At 70.4% G+C, this 19558-nt stretch carries 18 protein-coding genes and 4 pseudogenes; 10 read left to right on the forward strand and 12 right to left on the reverse strand.

All coding sequences use genetic code 11. The features are described 5' to 3' along the window. Positions 1–3: 3 nt before the first annotated feature. Complete coding sequence (locus OG953_RS37135) at positions 4–1263, forward strand: hypothetical protein (RefSeq protein WP_405689844.1); 1260 nt, start codon at positions 4–6, stop codon at positions 1261–1263. After that, positions 1254–2357 carry a hypothetical protein gene (locus OG953_RS37140; RefSeq protein ID WP_405689847.1) on the forward strand — a complete coding sequence of 368 codons (1104 nt, stop codon included), beginning with the start codon at positions 1254–1256 and terminating at the stop codon, positions 2355–2357. The genes OG953_RS37135 and OG953_RS37140 overlap by 10 nt, the downstream gene beginning before the upstream one ends. An 85-nt stretch (positions 2358–2442) precedes the next feature. Here the strand turns inward: OG953_RS37140 and OG953_RS37145 are convergent. Together OG953_RS37145 and OG953_RS37150 are read right to left on the reverse strand one after the other, a co-directional pair. Continuing rightward, positions 2443–3794: pseudogene (locus tag OG953_RS37145) on the reverse strand (DUF4139 domain-containing protein); the annotation flags it as partial. A 60-nt stretch (positions 3795–3854) separates the two neighbouring features. Then, a pseudogene (locus OG953_RS37150) lies at positions 3855–4013 on the reverse strand (nucleoside-triphosphatase); the annotation flags it as partial. 110 nt (positions 4014–4123) lie between these two features. Here OG953_RS37150 and OG953_RS37155 point away from each other — a divergent pair. Further along, the gene (locus OG953_RS37155; RefSeq protein ID WP_405689849.1) at positions 4124–4576 is read left to right on the forward strand and encodes a YbhB/YbcL family Raf kinase inhibitor-like protein; all 453 of its coding nucleotides are present in this window, start codon (positions 4124–4126) and stop codon (positions 4574–4576) included. 5 nt (positions 4577–4581) lie between these two features. Here the strand turns inward: OG953_RS37155 and OG953_RS37160 are convergent, their stop codons facing one another. The 6 genes and pseudogenes from OG953_RS37160 to OG953_RS37185 all read right to left on the reverse strand — a co-directional run. Next, complete coding sequence (locus OG953_RS37160; RefSeq protein WP_405689851.1) at positions 4582–5226, reverse strand: protein-L-isoaspartate(D-aspartate) O-methyltransferase; 645 nt, start codon at positions 5224–5226, stop codon at positions 4582–4584. Continuing rightward, positions 5216–5395 carry a hypothetical protein gene (locus OG953_RS37165; RefSeq protein ID WP_405689853.1) on the reverse strand — a complete coding sequence of 60 codons (180 nt, stop codon included), beginning with the start codon at positions 5393–5395 and terminating at the stop codon, positions 5216–5218. The genes OG953_RS37160 and OG953_RS37165 overlap by 11 nt, the downstream gene beginning before the upstream one ends. Positions 5396–5525: 130 nt before the next feature. Then, on the reverse strand, positions 5526–6623 hold the full coding sequence (locus OG953_RS37170) for a hypothetical protein (protein ID WP_405689855.1): 1098 nt from the start codon (positions 6621–6623) through the stop codon (positions 5526–5528). 8 nt (positions 6624–6631) lie between these two features. Then, positions 6632–6850 carry a hypothetical protein gene (locus OG953_RS37175; RefSeq protein WP_405689857.1) on the reverse strand — a complete coding sequence of 73 codons (219 nt, stop codon included), beginning with the start codon at positions 6848–6850 and terminating at the stop codon, positions 6632–6634. Between the two features lie 572 nt (positions 6851–7422). Further along, positions 7423–7656: pseudogene (locus tag OG953_RS37180) on the reverse strand (flavin reductase family protein); the annotation flags it as partial. Between the two features lie 272 nt (positions 7657–7928). Then, positions 7929–8219: pseudogene (locus OG953_RS37185) on the reverse strand (IclR family transcriptional regulator C-terminal domain-containing protein); the annotation flags it as partial. A 702-nt stretch (positions 8220–8921) separates the two neighbouring features. On the opposite strand from OG953_RS37185, the gene OG953_RS37190 reads away from it, so the two are divergent. Both OG953_RS37190 and OG953_RS37195 read left to right on the forward strand, forming a co-directional pair. Next, positions 8922–9479, forward strand: coding sequence for a transglycosylase SLT domain-containing protein (locus tag OG953_RS37190; RefSeq protein WP_405682895.1), 558 nt, complete (start codon positions 8922–8924; stop codon positions 9477–9479). Positions 9480–9766: 287 nt separating this feature from the next. Next, complete coding sequence (locus tag OG953_RS37195) at positions 9767–9955, forward strand: hypothetical protein (RefSeq protein ID WP_405689858.1); 189 nt, start codon at positions 9767–9769, stop codon at positions 9953–9955. Between the two features lie 337 nt (positions 9956–10292). Here OG953_RS37195 and OG953_RS37200 read toward each other — a convergent pair whose 3' ends face one another. Together OG953_RS37200 and OG953_RS37205 are read right to left on the reverse strand one after the other, a co-directional pair. Continuing rightward, positions 10293–11564, reverse strand: a complete 1272-nt coding sequence (locus tag OG953_RS37200; RefSeq protein ID WP_405689860.1) for an FAD-dependent oxidoreductase — start codon at positions 11562–11564, stop codon at positions 10293–10295. A gap of 467 nt (positions 11565–12031) precedes the next feature. Next, positions 12032–12430 carry a DUF6221 family protein gene (locus tag OG953_RS37205; protein ID WP_405689862.1) on the reverse strand — a complete coding sequence of 133 codons (399 nt, stop codon included), beginning with the start codon at positions 12428–12430 and terminating at the stop codon, positions 12032–12034. Positions 12431–12700: 270 nt separating this feature from the next. On the opposite strand from OG953_RS37205, the gene OG953_RS37210 reads away from it, so the two are divergent. From OG953_RS37210 to OG953_RS37230, 5 genes are all read left to right on the forward strand, one after another. After that, positions 12701–12844 carry a hypothetical protein gene (locus OG953_RS37210; RefSeq protein WP_405689864.1) on the forward strand — a complete coding sequence of 48 codons (144 nt, stop codon included), beginning with the start codon at positions 12701–12703 and terminating at the stop codon, positions 12842–12844. 18 nt (positions 12845–12862) lie between these two features. After that, positions 12863–13882, forward strand: a complete 1020-nt coding sequence (locus tag OG953_RS37215; RefSeq protein ID WP_405689866.1) for a DNA glycosylase AlkZ-like family protein — start codon at positions 12863–12865, stop codon at positions 13880–13882. 200 nt (positions 13883–14082) lie between these two features. Further along, positions 14083–14838, forward strand: a complete 756-nt coding sequence (locus tag OG953_RS37220) for a dienelactone hydrolase family protein (protein ID WP_405689868.1) — start codon at positions 14083–14085, stop codon at positions 14836–14838. 145 nt (positions 14839–14983) lie between these two features. Beyond that, the gene (locus tag OG953_RS37225; protein ID WP_405689870.1) at positions 14984–16861 is read left to right on the forward strand and encodes a transketolase; all 1878 of its coding nucleotides are present in this window, start codon (positions 14984–14986) and stop codon (positions 16859–16861) included. Between the two features lie 35 nt (positions 16862–16896). After that, positions 16897–17043 carry a hypothetical protein gene (locus tag OG953_RS37230; RefSeq protein ID WP_405689872.1) on the forward strand — a complete coding sequence of 49 codons (147 nt, stop codon included), beginning with the start codon at positions 16897–16899 and terminating at the stop codon, positions 17041–17043. A gap of 39 nt (positions 17044–17082) precedes the next feature. Here OG953_RS37230 and OG953_RS37235 read toward each other — a convergent pair whose 3' ends face one another. Further along, the gene (locus tag OG953_RS37235; protein WP_405689874.1) at positions 17083–17976 is read right to left on the reverse strand and encodes a peptidoglycan-binding protein; all 894 of its coding nucleotides are present in this window, start codon (positions 17974–17976) and stop codon (positions 17083–17085) included. Continuing rightward, positions 17976–19541: a DUF6519 domain-containing protein gene (locus OG953_RS37240; RefSeq protein WP_405689876.1), complete on the reverse strand. Its 1566-nt coding sequence runs from the start codon at positions 19539–19541 to the stop codon at positions 17976–17978. Before OG953_RS37240 ends, OG953_RS37235 begins: the two co-directional genes overlap by 1 nt. Between the last annotated feature and the right edge of the window lie 17 nt (positions 19542–19558).

Here is a 19558-nt window from a genome sequence, read left to right on the forward strand (position 1 = left end):
TCCGTGGGCCGGGTGCCGTCATGGTTGCGCAAGCCGCTGTTCATAGGGCTGTCGCTCGTGTTGTCGGTCACCGGGGCGGTGTTCTTCTTCGGCGTCGACCGTTCGGGCGGCAGTGGTCATTCGGCGGCGAATCGGGTGCAGTTGAAGCGTGCTTGTGCGGGACTGCTGCCGTACGAGGAGCTGCGGGGCCTCGTGCCCGACGACGTTGCGGGCGCGGTGAGCCAGTACGGCACCATGCTCGAGCCCGATGAGGACAGCCGCTCCCTGGTGAACTGCTCCCTCACCTGGCCGGGGCATGGGTCGGTGCGGGTGCGGGCCGTCGCGCTCATCTCCCGGATGCCGATGACGGTGCGGGCCGAGGACATCCTGCCCGGCGGTGACGACGAGGGGTACGAGGCACTCGGGGTCACCGGCAGGGTGGGCAAGGACGGGCGGACGTGGGTCGTCGCCGAGTGCCCCGGCGGGCTCGAGGGCCGGGTCCGCGAGGTGTCCGGGATGTATGTCACCGCCGATGTCGATCTGCCCGTTCCTGGCAAGGGGGAGTCGGCCGAGTATCTCGCGGACTTCCGTACCGCCGTCCAGGTCGCCAACGGGATCAACGCGGCTCAGAAATGCGGTGGCTCCCCGCTGAAGATGCCTACGCGGGTCATCGACACGTATGAGGCCCATGTCACCTCGGACGCGGACGGGGGCAACATGAGGGTCGTGGGGATCGACGAGCCGGGTCTGGGCGTGAAAAAGTGCCGTGGGCTCGGCAAGCGCGCGGGCTTCCCCGGCGAGTGGACCGCTAGCGGCGATCTGCAGGACTCACGACTGCTGAGCGTCTGCGACGCCACCGTCCTGGACCGCAAGGACCCGATGGACACCGATCCGACACCACCCGACGGTGCGGTCGTCGATGTCTCGGCGGCGAGTTGGGCCGGGCCGCTCGGCGAGTCCGCCAACGACCAGTACCACCATACCGGTGACAGCGTCGGCTTCCGCGAAGGGGCGCGGACCAAGGTCATCCCCGACTCGGAGCCGCACGAACTTGCCCTGTGGGCACGGTCGGAGTGCGCCGCGGGCACCACGTACCATCGTGTCACCGTTCGCACGGAGACCTCCAGCCTCAGCCCGCAGACGCTCAGTGAGGCAGAGCGGACCAAGTTCTCCAAGGACGCCCGCAAGCTGATGGACGGCTATCTCGCCGACCCCGACAGCTGGCCCGGGCAGCAGCGGTGCCATGACACCAAGATCCTTGGAGAGGTGGAGGGATGGCGGTGAGGCGGATCGTCCTCCGGGCGGTCGCGGCCCCGGTCGCAGCGGCCGTTGCCGTCGCCGGGTATCTCCTGGTGCACGGCGACTTCCAGCGCTGGAGCGACGAGTCGGCGCTCGACGGAGCCTGCGACGGCCTGCTCGACCGGAACGCGGTGCGCGGCGTCCTCGGGCCAGGAGCCGTCGAGGTCGAGCAGGAAGGAAGCGGTGCGGGCCTGGTGGGCTGCGAGGTGCACGTCCAGGACGGTGGCACCGCTGAAATCCGTATCCTCGACACCGCACAGGTCGGACAGCGTCTGGACTCCCTCTACACGGGGTCGCCGAGTGCGCTTGCCGTGCCGGTCGGCCACGGATGGACGGGGCTCTTCGGGGCCGACCCGGACACCCTCGGAGAGACGGACCCCTTCAGGGCCAGCGAGGACGAGAAAGTGACCACGGGCCTGGTCCTTGAGTGCACCAAGGAAAGCAGTGCCAAGGGCCTGTCCGTCACCGTCGAGACAACCCTCGACAAGACGCTGGACGACCCGGCTGAACGACCGGAGTTCGCCGAGATCGCGACCTCCACCGCGGCCAAGGCCTCGAAGGCCCGGCACTGCGGAGCCAAGCTCGGAAAGCCCGTCAGCAGCCTGGACCTGCCGGTGAACGAGGACGAGTACAAGCCGCTCGGCACAGCCGACGGAACCTGCTCCGGCATCCCCGCCGCCCGCGGCATGGCGATCGTCACCGAGACCGCCCGCGGGGGCGCCCCGCACGAAACGTGCCGGCTTGCCGACGCCGGCCACAGGACACGCTACGTACTCGAAGCGGACTACGGCCCCTATGCGCAAGAGCAGTTGCTCCGCTACGAGGAGGAGCACTATGAGGGCACACCGAACTCCGACACACCCGCGCACCACCGCGACCGTGACGGCCGGATGAGCTGGACAACGGCCAAGTGCCCTGGCGGTCAAGCCCTGTTCACCCTGCAGCCCTCGTCTGAGAGGGGGGAGAACCGCACGTACCCGAGAGACGACGCGGACCTTGCCTACGAAACTGCCGCACTCAAGGCATTCGCTGAGCGCTCGGCGAAAGCCCACGGATGCTCCGCCCCGGCCACCCCTTGACACCGCCCCGAGCGCGAAGCCGCGCTGACGCGGCGGGCGCGACGAGAGTGGCGGATGGGTGGGTTTGTGCAGCGGCCCACCGAACTCAGAGCCCGGTGACTTTGGCGCTCGCCGACAGCTCGTAGACCAGGGTGACCGTGCGGCGGCTGCCAGGCGGGAGAATGACGTCCCAGCGGGCGATGCCCTCGGCATCGACCACGTCGGGCGCCGGGGAGCATGAATCCTTGTGCAGGCGTATCTCCACCGCCGAGACCTCGGAGACCGGGATCCGCTCCCGAAGGACGACCACTCGCTCGCTGTGCTCCCCGGGGGTGGAGAACCGGGACAGGTGCAGCCGGACCGTGCGGGTGACCACGGTCCGCTGGGTGATACCGGCGACGTCGCGGGACTCCTCGGCATGCCGGACCACCCGGTAGTCGTCGCAGCTGCCGAAGGCCAGCTCGACGGGGGCGCCGGGGGCAGTGAAGTCCAGCGTGCCCCGGCCGCTGAATCCGCTGCCGCGGACCAGGTCCACGGGCCCGGCGAGCAGTGCGTGGCCGGACAGGTTGTCGAACCGCACCACCTGGGTGACCAGAGGGGGGACAACTCCGGTGAGCAAGCGTACTCACTGGGCGCGGCCGTGGTGAATGCGGAGAGCGGCACTCGGTGGGCGCGGCCGTCACCGGGCACCGAGACCGGCGCGGGGGATCTCAGCACCCGCGCCTCGCCGCCGTCGTCCGCCCCCGGCAGGCCGAGCACCGGGGCCGGGCCGAGGGTCCCGATCTCCTCCTCGCGCAGCTCGACGTCGACCGTGCGGCGCTCCGCCGCGGAGCGGTCCTTGAGCGTCAGCCGGTCCTCGCCCAGCCGTGGCGGATCGGTGGCCGGCGCCGAGCGGGCCGTCGACAATGTCAGCCGTACGTCCGACCAGTCCTCACCGGTGCGCTGCCAGACCATCGCGTCGGTCTCCAGTGTCAGGGAGTCCCCGTCGAGCACGGCCCGGTAGGCGGGCCGCCACAGCGCACACGGGGTGAGGTGGCTCAGGCGCAGCCCGACCGGCCCGGCGGCCGTGGACTCCACGGTCAACTCGATATGGCCGACCAGCTCGGCGGGCTCCTCCTCGGAGAGTTGCATGGCCCGCTGGGCTTCACCGAGTTCGACGGCTAGGGCGGCCAGCCGGGCTTCCACGGTGCGGAGTTGCTCGCCGTGCGCGTCGCGCTCGTCGTCCACCCGGTCCAGTTCGCGGGCCCAGCGGGGCCGTTCGGTCTCCCCGGAGCCGGCGCCTTCGCCGATCTCCCGCAGCAGATCGGCGGCGAGGCGGCCGAGCAGGTCAAGGCGGGCATGCAGCCGATCGCGTCGCTGCCCCAGGGCCAGCCGCTCCTCTTCGAGGGTGTGTACGCGGTGGCGCAGGGCGGAGTCGTCGTCGGTGGACGGCAGCGGCCCGCGCGGCGTCCAGCTGCGTTTCCCTACCCGTGGCGGACCGGGCAGGTCGACATGGGCGAGCACCTCCCGCCGGCCTGCCAGGGTTTCCAGGGCGAAACCGACGCGGGCGCCGGATTGCCGGATCTCTTCGGTGGTGAAGCCTGTGGCCGCGTGGGTGGGCAGCAGCGCGGCCAGCCGACGGACGGCGGTCGTCTTGCCCGCGCCAGGGCGGCCCTCGAGCAGGATCCTTGTCGGCACACTGCCATCTTCACCCCCGCTTCCGGAGGCGGCCCGGGTGGGCTCGGCCGAACGGGGGTTTTTGGGTGCGGACCGGTGCCGGTGCCGCCGTCGCGGGTATGGCGGCGCGCATGAGCGGAATTGAACTCAGCAGCACCGCGTTCGACGACAAAACGGTGATCCCCCGTCGGTACAGCGGGGAGGGTGAGAACATCTCACCGCCCCTGACCTGGGCGGGGGTGCCCCACGAGGCCACGGAGCTGGTGCTCCTGTGCGAGGACCCGGACGCGCCGGGGACGACCTTCCTGCACTGGCTGGTGACCGGCATCGATCCGGGGACCACCGGGGCGGCGGAGGGCCAGAAGCCCCTGGGAGGCCTGCCGTGGCCCAACGGCTTCGGTCGCGTGGGCTGGGGAGGGCCGATGCCTCCACCGGGGCACGGGCCGCACCGCTACTTCTTCCGCCTGTACGCCCTGTCCGAGCCGCTGCCGCTGCACGGCCACCCGGGTGCCGAGGACGTGCACCGTGCCCTGAAGGGCAGGGAGCTGGCCTTCGGCACCCTGGTAGGGACCTATCAGCGCTGAACGCGTCACCGCTGGTCGTAGCCATGGGCGCCGTACAGCCGGACGAACCGGGCCGCGGTGACCGTGCTGCGGTGCACCAGGCCGCGGGCCCGCCGCTCGTACAGCTCGACGCGCTCCTGCCCGCCCTGCCCGATCGGCTGGACGAGCCGGCCACCGGTGCGGAGCTGATCCACGAGCGGCTCAGGCACTCGCGGGAAGGCCGCACAGACGATGACGGCGTCGTACGGGGCACGGGTCGGCATCCCGAGGGTCCCGTCGCCGAGTACGACCTCGGCATTGCCGACGCCCTGCCCGGCCAGCCGCAGGCGGGCCTCGTCGACCAGGTCGGGCCAGCGCTCGATGCTGACGACGTACGCCGCCAAACGGGCCAGCAGCGCGGTCTGCCAGCCGTATCCGGTCCCGACCTCCAGGACCTGTTCGTCTCCGGTGAGGCCGAGAGCGGAGACCATCATGGCAATCAGTGAGGGCTGGGTGGTCACCTGCCCGTGCGGGAGCGGAACAGGCGTGTCCCGGTACGCGGATGCCACCTCGTACGCGGGGACGAATTCCGCCCGGGGGATGCTCCGTACGGCCTCAAGGAGACGGTCGTCGGTCACGCCCACGGCGCGGGCCGCGCGGACCAGGTCCTCGGGGCTCCCTTTATGGGCCATCGGACAGCGGGGCCGTGGCGGTGGCGCCGGCGGTCCCGGTCGTGGTGCGTTCCATCTGCTCCAGGGAGCACCGCAGCGCGTTGGCCACCGCCGGCACGCCTACCACCCAGGTCTTGGGCGGGGTGATCGAGACGTCCGTCTCCTCCGCGCCGCTCCTGCTCCTGTCCATGTGCCCCATCCGCCGCTCATCCGCCGCGCTGCCGCTCCAGCCCAGTGTCGGCACGTTCCGCGCGCGGCGCGATCCGGGGCGGTCGGGCGCAAGGGGCGACCCGTGATCCGGGAGGCGCAGCGCGCCGGCGTCAGGACGGGGTCCCCGGGTCGGTGTACCGCAGCAGGGCGCCCACGCCCTCGTACAGCCTCAGCTCGCTCTCCGGTACGACGACCAGCTCGGCACCGGTGCCGACGAGGGCCCGGACGAGGGCCTCATCGGCGCGTTCCTCGCGCGGGGCCCGCACGCCGAAGGACATCAGCTCCGCCTCGGTCAAGGCGAGCTGAGTGGGCCGGGAGCCCGCCCAGAGCCGCAGCGAAGACCCTGGCGGCCGGTTCAGCAGCAGTGCCGCGACCTGGCCGCGCTGGAGGGCGGCGACGGTGGCGGCCAGCCCCTCCGCCATGGGTCCGTCCAGGGCACGCCGACCGATGAAGATGTCCACGAGTTCCCGGTCGTGCGCGGCCATGCGACCGCGGAAGACGCTGTCGAGCTGCGGCTCCAACAGGGCGCGTCCGGTGTCGGTGGGGGTCCGGCCGCCCACGCGTACGACCTTGTCCCGCAGGGAGTGCGGCAGGCGGCGGATCAGTACGTTGCACGCCCACTCGTCCCCGCCCACGACGACGGCGTCGGCATGGGCGCGCCGCGCCCGTTCGTCCAGCCGGTGGCCGAGCCGGAGGGAGGTGCGGTGCCAGGTCGACACCGCGACCCTGCGGTGCAGCCGCTCACCCGGGGTGACGGTGGACGCGGGCCAGGTGCCGGTCTCCGCCTCCAGCGTTACCCAGCCGTGGGTCTCGGCGGTCGGAAGTCCGCCGTAGTGGACGACTACGGCCATGTAGGGGATCTCCGGAACGTGCTGGGTGACCAGGGGCATCGCGTCCGGCAGGGTGCTGTAGCGCGCGGAGTCGTGCTCGGGCGGCCTGGGCAGCTCCCCGTCCAGGACGAGCGTGCCGTGGGCGGCGAAGATGGCCTGACCGTGCACCCCCGGCACCTCTGTGTCGGCGCCGACCGCCTCCTCCAGTACGTTCAGCAGCGCGCGGTCCGAGCCCTGACGGGACAGACTCTCGCGCAGCCGCCGCCAGCGCAGCGCGATCGCCCGCTCGGGATGCTCGACGTCTCGGGAGGTGTCCAGGTACACGGAGGCGAACGGGCCCGGCTCCGCGTAGAGGGGTTCAAGGAACGACAACCTCATCGCCACTCCTAGTCGATGGTCTCCCCTCCTTTGATGATGCGCGCCCCGGGGGCGATGGAGCTCGACGAGCGCAAAGCGGTGCGGAACGCGGCGACCCGGCCGTCCAGTACCGCCGAGCCGCGGGCCGGGACGGTCTCGTCGCCACCCGGTGGACCGCCTCGGCCGTAACGTTGTCGACTGGCTGAAAACCGGCCACGGATACGGGACGAGAAGAAGCTGCTCGTCACCGCTCCACTGTCGAGGCCTGGGGCGCTCAGATGGAACTGCGTGCCATACGGCGCCGGAATCGCGACGCCACGATCAAGGTCGGCGCTGCCGGCCAATGGGCAACGTTGGCCCACTACGAGTCGGCAAGGTCGGGTCGCCGGGGATCTGAGCGGACCGAGCAGACCCACACCGGCCGCCGGCGTTCAGCTCAGTAGTGCAGGACTCGCTGCGTAGGGGGTCAAGGGGTGCCGTGCTCCGGCAAAGGAATGGGCCCTCCAACGGAGTCACTTGAGCATCGGGCGCAGGCTGCGATGCATGACCGAACGGTCCTATGGTCGCAATGAGTTGAGTGGCCATGGCGCAGGCCACGTGGTGCAGTCCGGTGTCATTCACGGCAACGTGGTGTTCCCCTCGCCGGCTGTGCCGATGAGCCAGACGCCGGCGGAAACGCAAAGGCGCTGGGAACAGCGTCAAAGGCGAATCCTCGATGCCGAGCACGCCCAGCTGGCAGCAGACCGGCGCGGGTTCACACAGTCACCTGCGGGTATTGCCCGCAATCGCCACAGTGCTCGGCCGGCTCGCCGGCCCACGAATCCCCTGTGTCTTCCACATTGCGCAGCGAGTCCTTGCGGCCGATGGAGGTGAACTGGACGATCGGCGGGTCGGTGCTGGCGATGCTGAAGAAGGAATGTGGCGCCAGGTTCTCGGTGGCACCGTCGGGTGTGATGGTGGATACCCATGCAATGGGGCGTGGAACGACGACAGAAGTCATGAACCTGTAGAAGCTGGCAGTACTCATGGCTTCCGGATCGAATTCGACGCGCATGCGTTGAGTATCCGAGGTGCTGTCCAGGAGTGCGACACGTGTCGGTGTCGGCACGGCTTCCAGGCGACGGAGATATGCGGGCGGCGACGGCAGGCTGCGGCCGCAACTCGTTTCCGTGGCGTTCCCCGCGAACGACCGGTCCCGAGCCGAGGCCATCCGAGCCAGACTGGAACAACCGTCCCTGCGGGCCTTGTTCGATGGGGCCGTAGCCGCTTCGGTCACGCACCAACCGCGCCGACGCTGATCGGCTCCCCTCGTCCCCCTCGGGCGGGTCACAGTCCGCGGGCGACTTCGGTGGCGGTGTCGCAGACGGCTGGGGCGACGGCGCGCAATTGGGGCTCGGTCACCAGGAAGGTCAGTGAGGACACGGAGACTGCGGCTCTGGGATAGCCGTCCCGGTCCAGCACGGGGGCCGCGAGGGAGCAGACCGATTCGTCGGCCTCCTCGTACTCGGAGGCATATCCCCGCTCGCGTACGCGTGCCAGTTCGTCGTCCAGCCTCCCGCGGTCGGTGATGGTGTGCCGGGTGCGTTCGGGGAGGCCGGCGCGGTCCAGGAGGGCGGCCGCCTCGGCCGGGGGAGGTGGGCCGGCAGTGTTTTGCCGGCGGCGCTCTTATGCAGAGGCAGGGGCATGCCGACGCTGGTGGCGATGCGGTACGCGTGGCCAGGGTCGGGCCAGTCCGCCATCGCCCCCATGTCACCCCGTAAGGAAGGAATTGCTGTGCCCGTCGTCGAACGACGCCTTGGCCTCTGCCTCTCCTGCTCGGTCGGCCTGCGGGCCCGGGCCGGTCGTGCCGCTCCGTCTCCCTGCGCCGACCGGACGCCTCGCCTCACCACGTCCGGCCGGCGCAGGGCCCAGCGGGCTACCGCGGTGGCGGGAGCCGGGAGACGTTCGCGTCCGGGCTGTGGGCCGTGAGCCGTCCCGCTTCGCCTGCCTCGGCTCGCGCGTCGCCGATGCCCCGTCGAGGCCGCCGATTTGGTGTCGTGGATGTGATGCCACCCATAGGAGCTGTGTCACATCCTAAGACGGGTAGTAGGGCAGAGGGTCGCCCGAACGGCAAGGAAGCGCCACAGAACATGTCATTTCGGACATTTGTCCGATGTTGGGTAGTACGTCACATCATTGCGCCTCGCCCCGCATGTCGCTAACCATGGCTGTCGTTGCGGGAAGCCGCGACAGGGCCGGGTGGATTCCTTCGGATCCGTTCGCTCCGGCCCGCAGCGCGGGGCGCCGCCCCGCAAGCCACCGCAACCGGTCGGCAACACCATGACATCCCCATTGGAGAGTTCCTTCCGTATGACCACGAACACGCAGACCCGCACCAGCCGCATCGCCCGTCTCCGCAACCTGTCCGTCGCCGGCGTCGCCACCCTCGGTGCCGCAGCCGCCGCCCTCACGCTGACGTCGACATCCGCGCAGGCAGCCGAGGCGGCACCGGCGAGCGCGTCCGTGGTCAAGGCTTCCGCGGACGGCGCCCAGGGCGCACCGGGCAGCAGGGGCTACGCCAACAACCTCGACGGCTGGATCAAGGAGTCGCTGGCCATCATGAAGGCCAAGGGCATCCCCGGCACCTACGAGGGCCTGCACCGCAACATCATGCGCGAGTCGAGCGGCAACCCCAACGCCCAGAACAACTGGGACGTCAACGCGCGCAACGGCATACCCTCCAAGGGCCTGCTCCAGGTCATCCAGCCGACCTTCAACGCCTACCACGTCGCCGGCACCGTGCACGACCTCACCAACCCCGTCTCCAACATCACCGCGGCCGCCAACTACGCCGCCCACCGCTACGGCTCGATCGACAACGTCAACTCCGCCTACTGAGCCACAGACTCAGCACCCACCTCGCGAGCCAGGACCGGCACAGGCAGCAACACCGCTGCCCATGCCGGTCCTTCGGCGGGTCAACCAGTAACGGGCCATTGCAGGTGGCCCTGCGGCCCCGCGGTGGGGCGCGGCGTCCGCGGGCGACAGGCCTCGAGATCGATGACGGTCCGTAGTAGCCGGTCATCGCGGGTCCTGCGGTCGCCTGTGCGGACGACGCCTTCCGGTATTCGGGCTGACGCCGTCGCGCGGATGCCGGTCCGAAGAGGGTGCTGGGCGGCGGGTTCATGCTCTCCGCCGGCGTCGCCGCGCGCCGCCACCAGTGCAACGTCCTGCTGCTCACCGGCCGCGCCGAGCACGGTGTACTGGATACCGCACTGCTCGATGGGCTGATTCACATGGATCTGCTGGTTGCCCCCGTCACGGAATTTGGTGCTGTCGGCCGCGAGACCTATCTGCCGACGGGTGCCCACTGAAGGTGTGCCCGGACGGGTACGACGTACGAGGGCGGCACCTGGCGCACCCTGGATGCTCCGCTGACCGTATTCCACTTCTGCTGCGGGACGATGCACATCTTCCGGTGGCCGGCTGATGCAGCGGGGTCCGGAGAGGAGGCGCGAGCGGCAAGGCGGGATGAGGCCGTCGCGAGAGCCCGGCCATTCCTGCGGATTCCTCCCGGGACCGGTGAACAGGCGTTCCATACGGTCGAAGCGCTCGCGCAGGATCTGCGTGGTCCCTTCGCAGACATGGTGTGCCGTGTGCTGGGGCCGGGGGCGCAGCGACCGGCTTCCAGGCGGAGGACGGCAGGCGGGCTCAGCGTACCGATGCGGCCGGCGGGCGCTCGCGCAGGGCGCCGTAGGCGAGGAAGTACGCCGGCAGGCGGTTCAGCCACCGTGAGGTCGTAATGAGCTCGCTCAGCCGCTGGGCGCGCTTCGGGTCGCCGAACGCCGGGCGGCCCGACAGGACCGGTTCGATGACGTTCGTGTGGGCGAAGCGCTGAAGGGCCTGCGTCGCGGCGGTAGTCGGCCAGCGGCGGCGCTGGACGCGGCGTACGGTCCGCAGGCCGACCGCGCCCCCGCGCAGCGGTTCGACGAGATACCGGGCGGCGGCCACCGCGTCCTCGACGGCGAGGTTGATGCCGATGCCGAAGACCGGTGACATCGCGTGTGCCGCGTCGCCGATGCACAGCAGTCCAGGGCGGTGCCAGCGCCGTAGGCGGTCGAGCCGTACATCGAGCAGCTTCACGTCGTCCCACGACCCGAGCGCGTGCACCCGGTCTGCGAGCCAGGGGACGGCGGCCGTGAATTCGCCCATGAACCGGTCGAGGCCGGCGGCGCGGCGCTGGGTGTTGGTCCCCTTGGGGATCAGTGCGGCGCACTGCCAGTAGTCCCCGCGGTCGATCATGGCGGTGAGGAACCGGTCGCCGACGCCTCCCACGAGCCCGTGCGGGTCGCCCTCCCGCCGCGGCAGCCGGAACCACCAGGCGTCCATCGGGCAGGCGAACTTCCGCAGTCCCAGTTCGGGCAACGACCTGGCCAGCGAGCTCCGGCCGTCGCAGGCCACGGTGAGGGTGGCCCGCAGCTCACCGGTACGGCCGTCCGACGTGCGGTACCGGACCCCCGTGACCCTCCCCCGAGCTCTCGGCTCCGCTCGACCAGGGGGGACCTCCATGCGCTCCATCAGGAAGGAGGTCACCTCGGTGTTCATTCGCACGGAGAAGGACGGCTCCCGCCCGGCCTCGTCCACGAGGAGGTTGAGCAGATCCCACTGGGGCACCATCGCGATGTAGTTGTACTTGCCCCGTAGCGCGCCGATGTTTCCGACGGTGACCAGCGCACGGTCCGGGCCGAGCGGCAGTTGTACCGTCGTCACCCGCCGCTGCGGCAATCGGCCGAACTGCCCTGCCAGCCCGAGGTCCTCCAGCAGCGCCAGGGTGGACGGATGCACAGTGTCACCGCGGAAGTCGCGCAGGAAGTCGCCGTGCTTCTCCAGGACCGTGACCGCCACCCCCGCCCGGGCCAGCAACAGCCCGAGCACCATTCCGGCGGGGCCGCCGCCCACCACACAGCACGTGGTCCGCTCCATGCAACCGCTCCCTTCGGTGAGCCCCCGGGTCAACGACATGGTGATATATGCCCTCATTTATGAATAAGTTCTCACTAAAGGGTCGCAAAGTGATGAAGTCCGCGGCGTCCTGGCTGCGGGACACGGCAACCGTGCCGGTGCCCCGGCCGCCGGCCTCTGCGTGCGGAGCTCCACATCGGGCGCGGCGAGCACATCGGCGACGCCCTCGCACCGGCTTGTTCCGCGGCGAGCCTGTGCTCGGCCTCCCGGAGCAGTCTGCCCCGGGAGGCGCGCACAGCAGGCCGCCCGCCCGACGACACGACCGTCTGCAGAGCCGACTTCAACGAGCGGGGCAGTGCTGTGTCGTTGAGGAAGCCTCCGGTGGCGAATCGCCCGGGCCAGGCGAAATTCCAGAAGTCGAGCAGTGCACCGACGCCGTCCCGGTCGTCGGCGGTGAAGGCACCGGGCCGGCGTGCAGTGGCCTGGCGCTACTGGATGAAACGCGGCAGCCACCTGGCCCGGTAGTCGGGATGGCTGGCATGCTCTGCGGCCATCTGCCGGACGGCGAAACCGAGCCCGACGGCGCGGCCGGACGGGAAGTCGTGGTCGGGGCGGTCGGTGTCCTTGTCGGCGACCTCCGCGTACTCATTGAGAAGAACTCTGTTCGTCTCGATGCGGCGGCGTGTATACGCAGGGTCCTGGAAAGCGATGTGCTGGTCGAAGCCGAGATGCCGCACGCTGAACGCGATGGCGCCGGACCGGTCGTGCACTTCGCCGGGCACGTCGGCCGGGCACCGCCAGCTGTCGCCGCCTGCCGCTTGCGCAATCTGTTCTTCCTCAGCAAGACGCGCCCGAACGAAGTCGATCATGTCGGAGTTGTCCGTCATCGGCCTTTCGAATCCTTCACCGTCATGGCTCCCTACCGGAAACTGCACCTGCCGTCTGTGCCAGTTCTGTCGGTTCACCGAGGATGTCGGACGACGATACCGAGTCGGAAGTCCGGCACCCCGGGGACACCACCTGTAGTGCGCATATCTCGGTGCCGAGGTGATCGGGACCGCCGTCGCCCCATGGGTACACCGACTGGCCGGGCACCGTACGGTGGGCCGTCCGGCGGCTCGCCCACGGGCTCAGGTGACGGAGCAAGGAGCCCCACGATGCCCACGCCCCAGCGGTACCTGACGATCAGCCAGGCGGATGCACGCCGTCTGGCCCTCTCGCGGCAGCACCTGGCCGGCCCCCGACCGCCGGCGGACGCGACGAGCCTGCGCACCGTTCTCCGGGCACTGCGCTATGTGTAACTGGACCCCATCGACGTCGTGGCGCCGAGCCAGGAGCTGGTCCTGTGGAGCCGCCTCGGACCACGGGCCGGCTCTCTCTTCTCCGGCCTGTGGTGGCAGGACCGATGGCTGTTCGAGTACTGGGCGCACGCCGCGGCCGTGGTACTCACCGAGGACTACCCGATACACCGGGTTTCGATGGACGCGTATCCTCCGCCGAACCTGTCATACACCGCGACATGGATGGCCGCCGACGACCGGCTTCGCGAGCACGTGCTGCATCGACTCGGCGAAGGCGCTCCGCTGCCCACCGATGCGTTCGAGGACTGCGCGGTGGTCGACTGGGCCTCGACCGGATGGACAGCCGGCCGCAATGTCGAGCGGATGCTGACGTTCCTCTGGCTCCAGGGCAAGATCATGGTGGCCGGCCGCGCTGCGGGGCAGCGGTTGTGGGGGCTTCCCGACGCCTGCCTGCCTGCCGGCCGACGCCGACCGGCGGTGTCGCCGGCCGAGATGGTGTCCAAGGCCACGGAGCACACCCTGCGCGCCCTCGGGGTCGCCCGTCCGCTGGACATCAGACAGTATTTCCTTCGCGGGAAGTACACCGGTCTGGCAGGTGTGCTCCGCACTTTGACGGAACAGGGCCGCGTCGTGCCGGTGCGGGTCGACGGTGGAGGTCCCCCGTCGGAGACGTGGTACGTGCATGCCGAAGCACTGGGTGAACTGGAGGCGATCCGCGCGGGCCACTGGCAGGGGCGCACCTTCGCCTTCCGCAACGAGATGTACATACCGAAGGCCAAACGGCAGTACGGCTACTACCTGTTGCCGATACTGCACGGCGACCGACTGGTCGGCCGGGCCGCCCCTCGTTTCGACCGGGGTCGAGGAGTCCTGCGGATCGAGGGCCTGTACCTGGAGACCGACATCAAGCCGACGGCGGTGCTGTGCCGGGCGGTCACCGGGCAACTCGACGACCTGGCCGCCCTGATCGGCGCCACCGGCATCGAGTACGGCGACACGGTGCCCGAGCGCTGGCGCCCTACGCTGCATCCGTCCTGAGCCGAGAACGGCTTCGAGACGTCGCCACGGTCGGTCACTCGGCGGCTGCGACGAAGCCTTCTGCGGGTTTCCCCGTCCACCCGACCGGGCGACTGGCCGAGCGGTCACTGACCGCTTACGATCACTGACTGCAACCGCAGCCCTTCGTTGCCTCTTGCCCCGAGCGCGGAGGGACACCGGAGGAGAGAGGAGAACCGCCCATGACCGCCGTGCGCGGAACATCTGTGGACATCCCCACACAGGACGGCGCCGCCGACGCCTACCTGACCCATCCCGACGACGGAACTCCCCACCCCGGGGTCCTGCTCTACATGGACGCCTTCGGACTCCGTCCTCACCTGAAGAAGATGGCCGATCGTCTCGCCGAAGCCGGCTACACCGTCCTGGCCCCCAACGTGTTCTACCGCCATGGGCGAGCGCCGGTGGTCGAGCTGCCCGACTTCATCGACCCGGCCCGACGCCCGGAGATCTTCGAGCGTCTCGGCCCGATCATGCAGTCACTGACACCCGATGCGGCGATGCGCGACGCCGACGCCTACCTGGCCTGGCTGACAGACTGCCCTCTGGCCACTGACGGGCCGGTCGGTATCACGGGCTACTGCATGGGCGCCGGCCTTGCCCTGCGTACCGCCGGTACCTACCCGGAGCGGGTCGCGGCCGTGGCCGGCTTCCATGGGGGGCGCCTGGCCACCGACGCTGCCGACAGCCCGCACCTTGTCGCCGACCGGATCACCGCGGAGCTGTACTTCGGCCACGCCGACCAGGACCCCTCGCTGCCCCCCGAGCAGATCAACCGCCTCGACGAGGCCCTCGCCGCAGCGGGCGTGCGCCACCGCAGCGAGGTCTACACCGGGGCGCACCACGGTTTCACCCAGGCAGACACCGCCGGCTACGACAGCACAGCGGACGAACGCCACTGGAAAGCATTGACGGCGCTCCTGGACCGCACCCTCTGACCTGTACGCGTTCAGATCGCGGCCACCACACCACGGACATACGGTCGGCAAGAGCGCAGGCGCCCCACGCAGCCTCTGCGCGCGGCCCGCGAGCCGACAGCCGTCGACGACCGGATCAGAACGCAGGAAACGAGAGGAAGCCGCGATGTCGGTCGAGAACACCCCCACTGTCTCCCTCGGGCCCGACAGCGGCCTGGACCAGGTCTTCGAGCTGGCTCAGCAGCTGCGTGTGGACTCCGTTCGTGCCAGCACCGCCGTCGGCTCCGGCCACCCCACCTCCAGCCTGTCCGCCGCAGATCTGATGGCCGTCCTCATGACACGCCAACTGCGCTACGACTGGCAGAACCCGAAGAACCCGGCCAACGACCACCTGATCTTCTCCAAGGGGCACGCCTCCCCCCTGCTGTACGCGATGTTCCTCGCCGCCGGTGCGATCGACGAAGAGGAACTGATGACCACCTACCGCCGCAACGGCGCCCGACTGCAGGGCCACCCCACTCCGGTCCTGCCCTGGGTGGATGCGGCCACCGGCTCCCTGGGCCAGGGCATCGCCTACGGTGTCGGCATCGCGCTTGCCGGACGGGACCTGGAACACCAGCCGTACCGTGTGTGGGTGCTGTGCGGCGACAGCGAAATGGCCGAAGGGTCGGTGTGGGAGGCCCTGGACAAGGCAGGCCGCCACCGGCTGGCCAACTTCGTCGCGATCATCGACGTCAACCGCCTCGGCCAGAGCGGCCCCACGGAGCTGGGCTGGGACACCGGTGCCTACGCCCACCGCGCCGAAGCCTTCGGCTGCCGCGCCCTGGTCGTCGACGGCCATGACCTCGTGGCCGTCGAACAAGCCCTGGCCGCCGCGAACGACGGGCAGGCCCCCACCGTCATCGTCGCCAAGACCGTCAAGGGTCAGGGCGTCTTCGAGGTCGCGGACGCCGAGGGCTGGCACGGCAAGGCGCTGCCCGACGATCTCGCCGCACGCGCCATCACCGAACTGGGCGGCGTCCGCCACCTCACCGTCCGCGGCCCCCAGCCGCCCGCCGTCACCCCCAGTGCCCCGGCCGCTCCCGTGGAGGTGACGCTGCCGCGCTTCGAGGTCGGCGAAACCGTCGCCACCCGCGTCGCCTTCGGCAAAGCGCTCGCCGCGATCGGCGCCCGGCCCGACATCGTGGCCCTGGACGCCGAGGTGGGCAACTCCACCCACGCAGAGGATTTCGGCAAGGCACACCCCGAGCGGTACTTCCAGATGTACATCGCCGAACAGCAGATGATCGCCGGCGCGGTCGGTATGGCCGCACGCGGCTACCGCCCCTACGCCACCACCTTCGCCGCCTTCCTCACCCGAGCCCATGACTTCATCCGTATGGCGGCCGTGTCCCAGATCTCCATGAGCCTGTGCGGGACCCACTGCGGTGTCGAGATCGGCGCGGACGGCCCCTCCCAGATGGGCCTGGAAGACATCGCCATGATGCGCGCCGTCCATGGCTCCACCGTGCTCTACCCCAGCGACGCCACATCCGCTGCTGCTCTGACCGCCGCCATGGCCTACCTGGACGGCATCTCCTACCTTCGCACCACCCGGGGCGCCTACCCCGTCCTCTACGCCCCCGACGAAACCTTCCCCGTAGGCGGGTCCAAGACCCTGCGCGCGAGCGACAGCGACAAGGTCACTCTCATCGGCGCCGGCGTCACCCTCCACGAATGCCTTGCCGCCGCCGACCAGCTTGCCGCCGAGAACGTCCCCGTCCGCGTTGTCGACCTGTACTCCGTCAAGCCCCTGGACCTCGACACGCTCGCCCGCGCAGCCCTGGAAACCGGCGCACTGGTCGTCGTCGAGGACCACCACCCCGAAGGCGGTATGGGCGAGGCCGTGCTGGCCGCACTCGCCGCACAGCGACTGGCCCCCGCAGTCGTCCACCTCGCCGTGCGCAACCTGCCGGGCTCCGGAACCCCCTTCGAACTCCTCGACACCGCAGGCATCTCACGCACCCACATCATCCGAACAGCCCAAGACCTGGCCGCCCGCTGAGAGCTGCCGCCGTGGTCGGTGATGAGTGTGGGGCGGTGCGCCGGGCCCTGCTCCTGCGCGAGTGGGCCGTCGCCGCAGGCACGGGGTCTGCCGCCGCCTTCGCCACCGCCACCGACCTACGGGACGAGGACGTCGACCGCGCCGTCGAACAGCGCGGCGCCACAGCCGCCGCGGTCAGGTAGCCGGTCCGCCCGCCCTTCGGCGGGCAGACCCCGCGCGCCCTACCGCGACGCCGGCACCTTCAGCCTGTCCCAACTGGCCTTGCCCGGAACACCGTCCGCATCCTTGCCCCGGTAGCCCAGCTTGTGCTGCCAGGCCGCGTAGGACTTGCGGTCCGCGTCGGTCCACTCGGGGCCGGGGCCCTCCTCGTAACGGCCGCAGCCCTCCGCGACCAGGCGCTTGCCCATGGCGGTTATCCGCTTGTCGTGGCGGCCGGCCCGGAAGAAGGCCGAGCCGGGGAACGGCTCGTACTCGGGCCGGGGCTTGGTCGGCGGTTTGGGGCTTCCGCCACCGCCCGGCTTGTGGCTCCGCAGGCGGTCGGCGATGCGAGAACGCATGCCGTCCATCGTGAACCCGCGCGGGTCCTGCTTGCCCGGCTGCCACTCCTTGTGGCCGATGACGGAACGCTCGCTCCAGCCGTGGGCCCGGCAGATGGCGGCCGAGACCTTCTCGATGGCCTCCTTCTGGGCCTCGGGCCAGGGATCCTTGCCGTTGCCGAGGTTGATGCACTCGAAGCCGTAGAAGTGGCGGTTGCCGTCGGTGTCGGCCTCGTTGTCCGGTGGCAGTTTCGTCTCGTTGACGACGGAGCGCAGGACGTCGCCGTCGCCGAGGCCCGCGTGGTTGGCGCGGCCGTTGCCGACCATGTGGACGTGGCCCTTCTTGTCGATCACGCCGTGGCACAGGGGGCCGGGGAGGCCCGAGTAGCCGTTGTAGCAGATGTCCACGGACGCGTCGGTGCCCGAGGTGACGGTGTGGTGGATCATCACGCCGTTCATCGGGCCCCAGGGGCCCTTCGAATTGCGGTTGTGTGTACGCCAGTTGCGTACTTCGTGGACTGTCAGACCCTCCGCGCGCAGGATCTCCACCAGCTTGGACGCGCTCAGTGGCTTGGCCATCACTTGTCTCCTTCCACTGCGGTTTCCGCCTCGGACGTGGTCTGTGACCGGGGTTCCGCCGGGGCGTCCTCCGTCGCCTCCGCCGCGTACTCCTCTTCGGCCGCGAGTGCTTCCGCGGCGAGCGTCGCCTCGTCCGCGGCCGGAATGCCGTACCCCAGCGGGGCGAAAACGAGCCGCAGGTCGACGGGGGCGTCCTCGCCCTTCACCAGGGCCAGCGGCGCGAAGTGCCGTGCGATGCCCGTGGGGGCCTGGAGCAGCGGCTTGCGCGCGTCGTTCGTGGGCCACTCGACGCTGCCGGTCGCGGTGCGGGCCGGGACGATCCAGTGATCGCCGGTGCGGTAGGTGCCGTCCTTGGCGAAGTACACCTCGACGCCGTCCTCGAGAGGCAGCCACTCGCCCTCCTCGACACGGACGGCTCCGCCCGGCAGGCCGACCGTGCGGCCCTGGCGCCTGGAGCCCCCACGATGGTCCCAGCGGCGCAGGAACGGGTGCAGATGGGGCAGCCGTCCCACGCCCGGCTCCGGCTCGGCGGACAGCCGCACCCGCCGTCCCGGCAGGTCCAGCTCCTCGACCCGCAGCAGGGGGAGGGCCTCCAGACGCGAGGCGTACGCGGTGTCGGTGAACTCCACCTGGTCGCCCACGTCCAGGTCCAGTTTGTCGTCCTGCCCGAAGCTCGCCAACTGCACCCATGTTCCGTCCAGTTCGTCCACCGGGAAGACGACCGAGCCGTTCTCGCGCGACCACTTGAACGTGGCGTCCCCGGCCGGGCCCCCGTTGTGCACCTCCACCCGGTACAGCTGGTTCTCCGGGCCGCGGTAGCGGGCGTCCGGTTTGACCAGGCACGGGTCCTCGTCCGCGTGGTCGGGCCGCTCGGCGCGGGCCGCGAGGTACGCGCAGGGGGCGCTCTGGCCGAGCGCCCACTGGGCGAACTTCTCGCTCACCTGCTCCTTCGACGGGTCGCTCTCCTCGATGCCGAGCGCGGCGAGCGTCAGCGCAAGCACCTGCCAGACGACCTTCGCGCGCGCCGCGGTATCCGGCATCGCCGAGCCGAGCGCCACCTCGCGCAGCGCCGGGTCCTCCGCCGCGGTGACGACACGCTCCCACACCTTCAGATAGACCACGAAGGGCACTTGGGCGGGCGATGGCAGCCGGTCGCCCGGCTTCTCCGGGTCGCGGAAGCCGTCCGGCTGGTCCCAGTACGTCCAGAACGCGGGCGGCGTGGCGGCCTCTGCGTCGTCGTCCGCGGCGCCCTCGTCCGGGACCGGCACACCGGGCGCGGTCCGGTCCGCGTCGCACAGGATGCCGTCGACGTAGTAGCGGCCGCCGTAGATGTTCAGGGTGTCGATGTCGTGCTTGCCACCCACGTACTGGATGCGGAAGCCCGCCGCGTCGCGCGGCGCTCCGTGCCGGCCGATCAGATCGGCGGCGAGCGTACGCACCCGGTGGAGCTCGATCGCGGCCTGTTCGTTGGCGTCGGCGTCGAGCTGGACGCGGCCCTGCTGGGAGATGACCGCGGAATAGTGCCGCTCCGGGCGGAAGGTGGAGCGGGAGAGATCAGCGTGCATGAAGGGGGTCCCCCTGG

Source organism: Streptomyces sp. NBC_00057 (genome assembly GCF_045041165.1).
Lineage (GTDB): Bacteria > Actinomycetota > Actinomycetes > Streptomycetales > Streptomycetaceae > Streptomyces.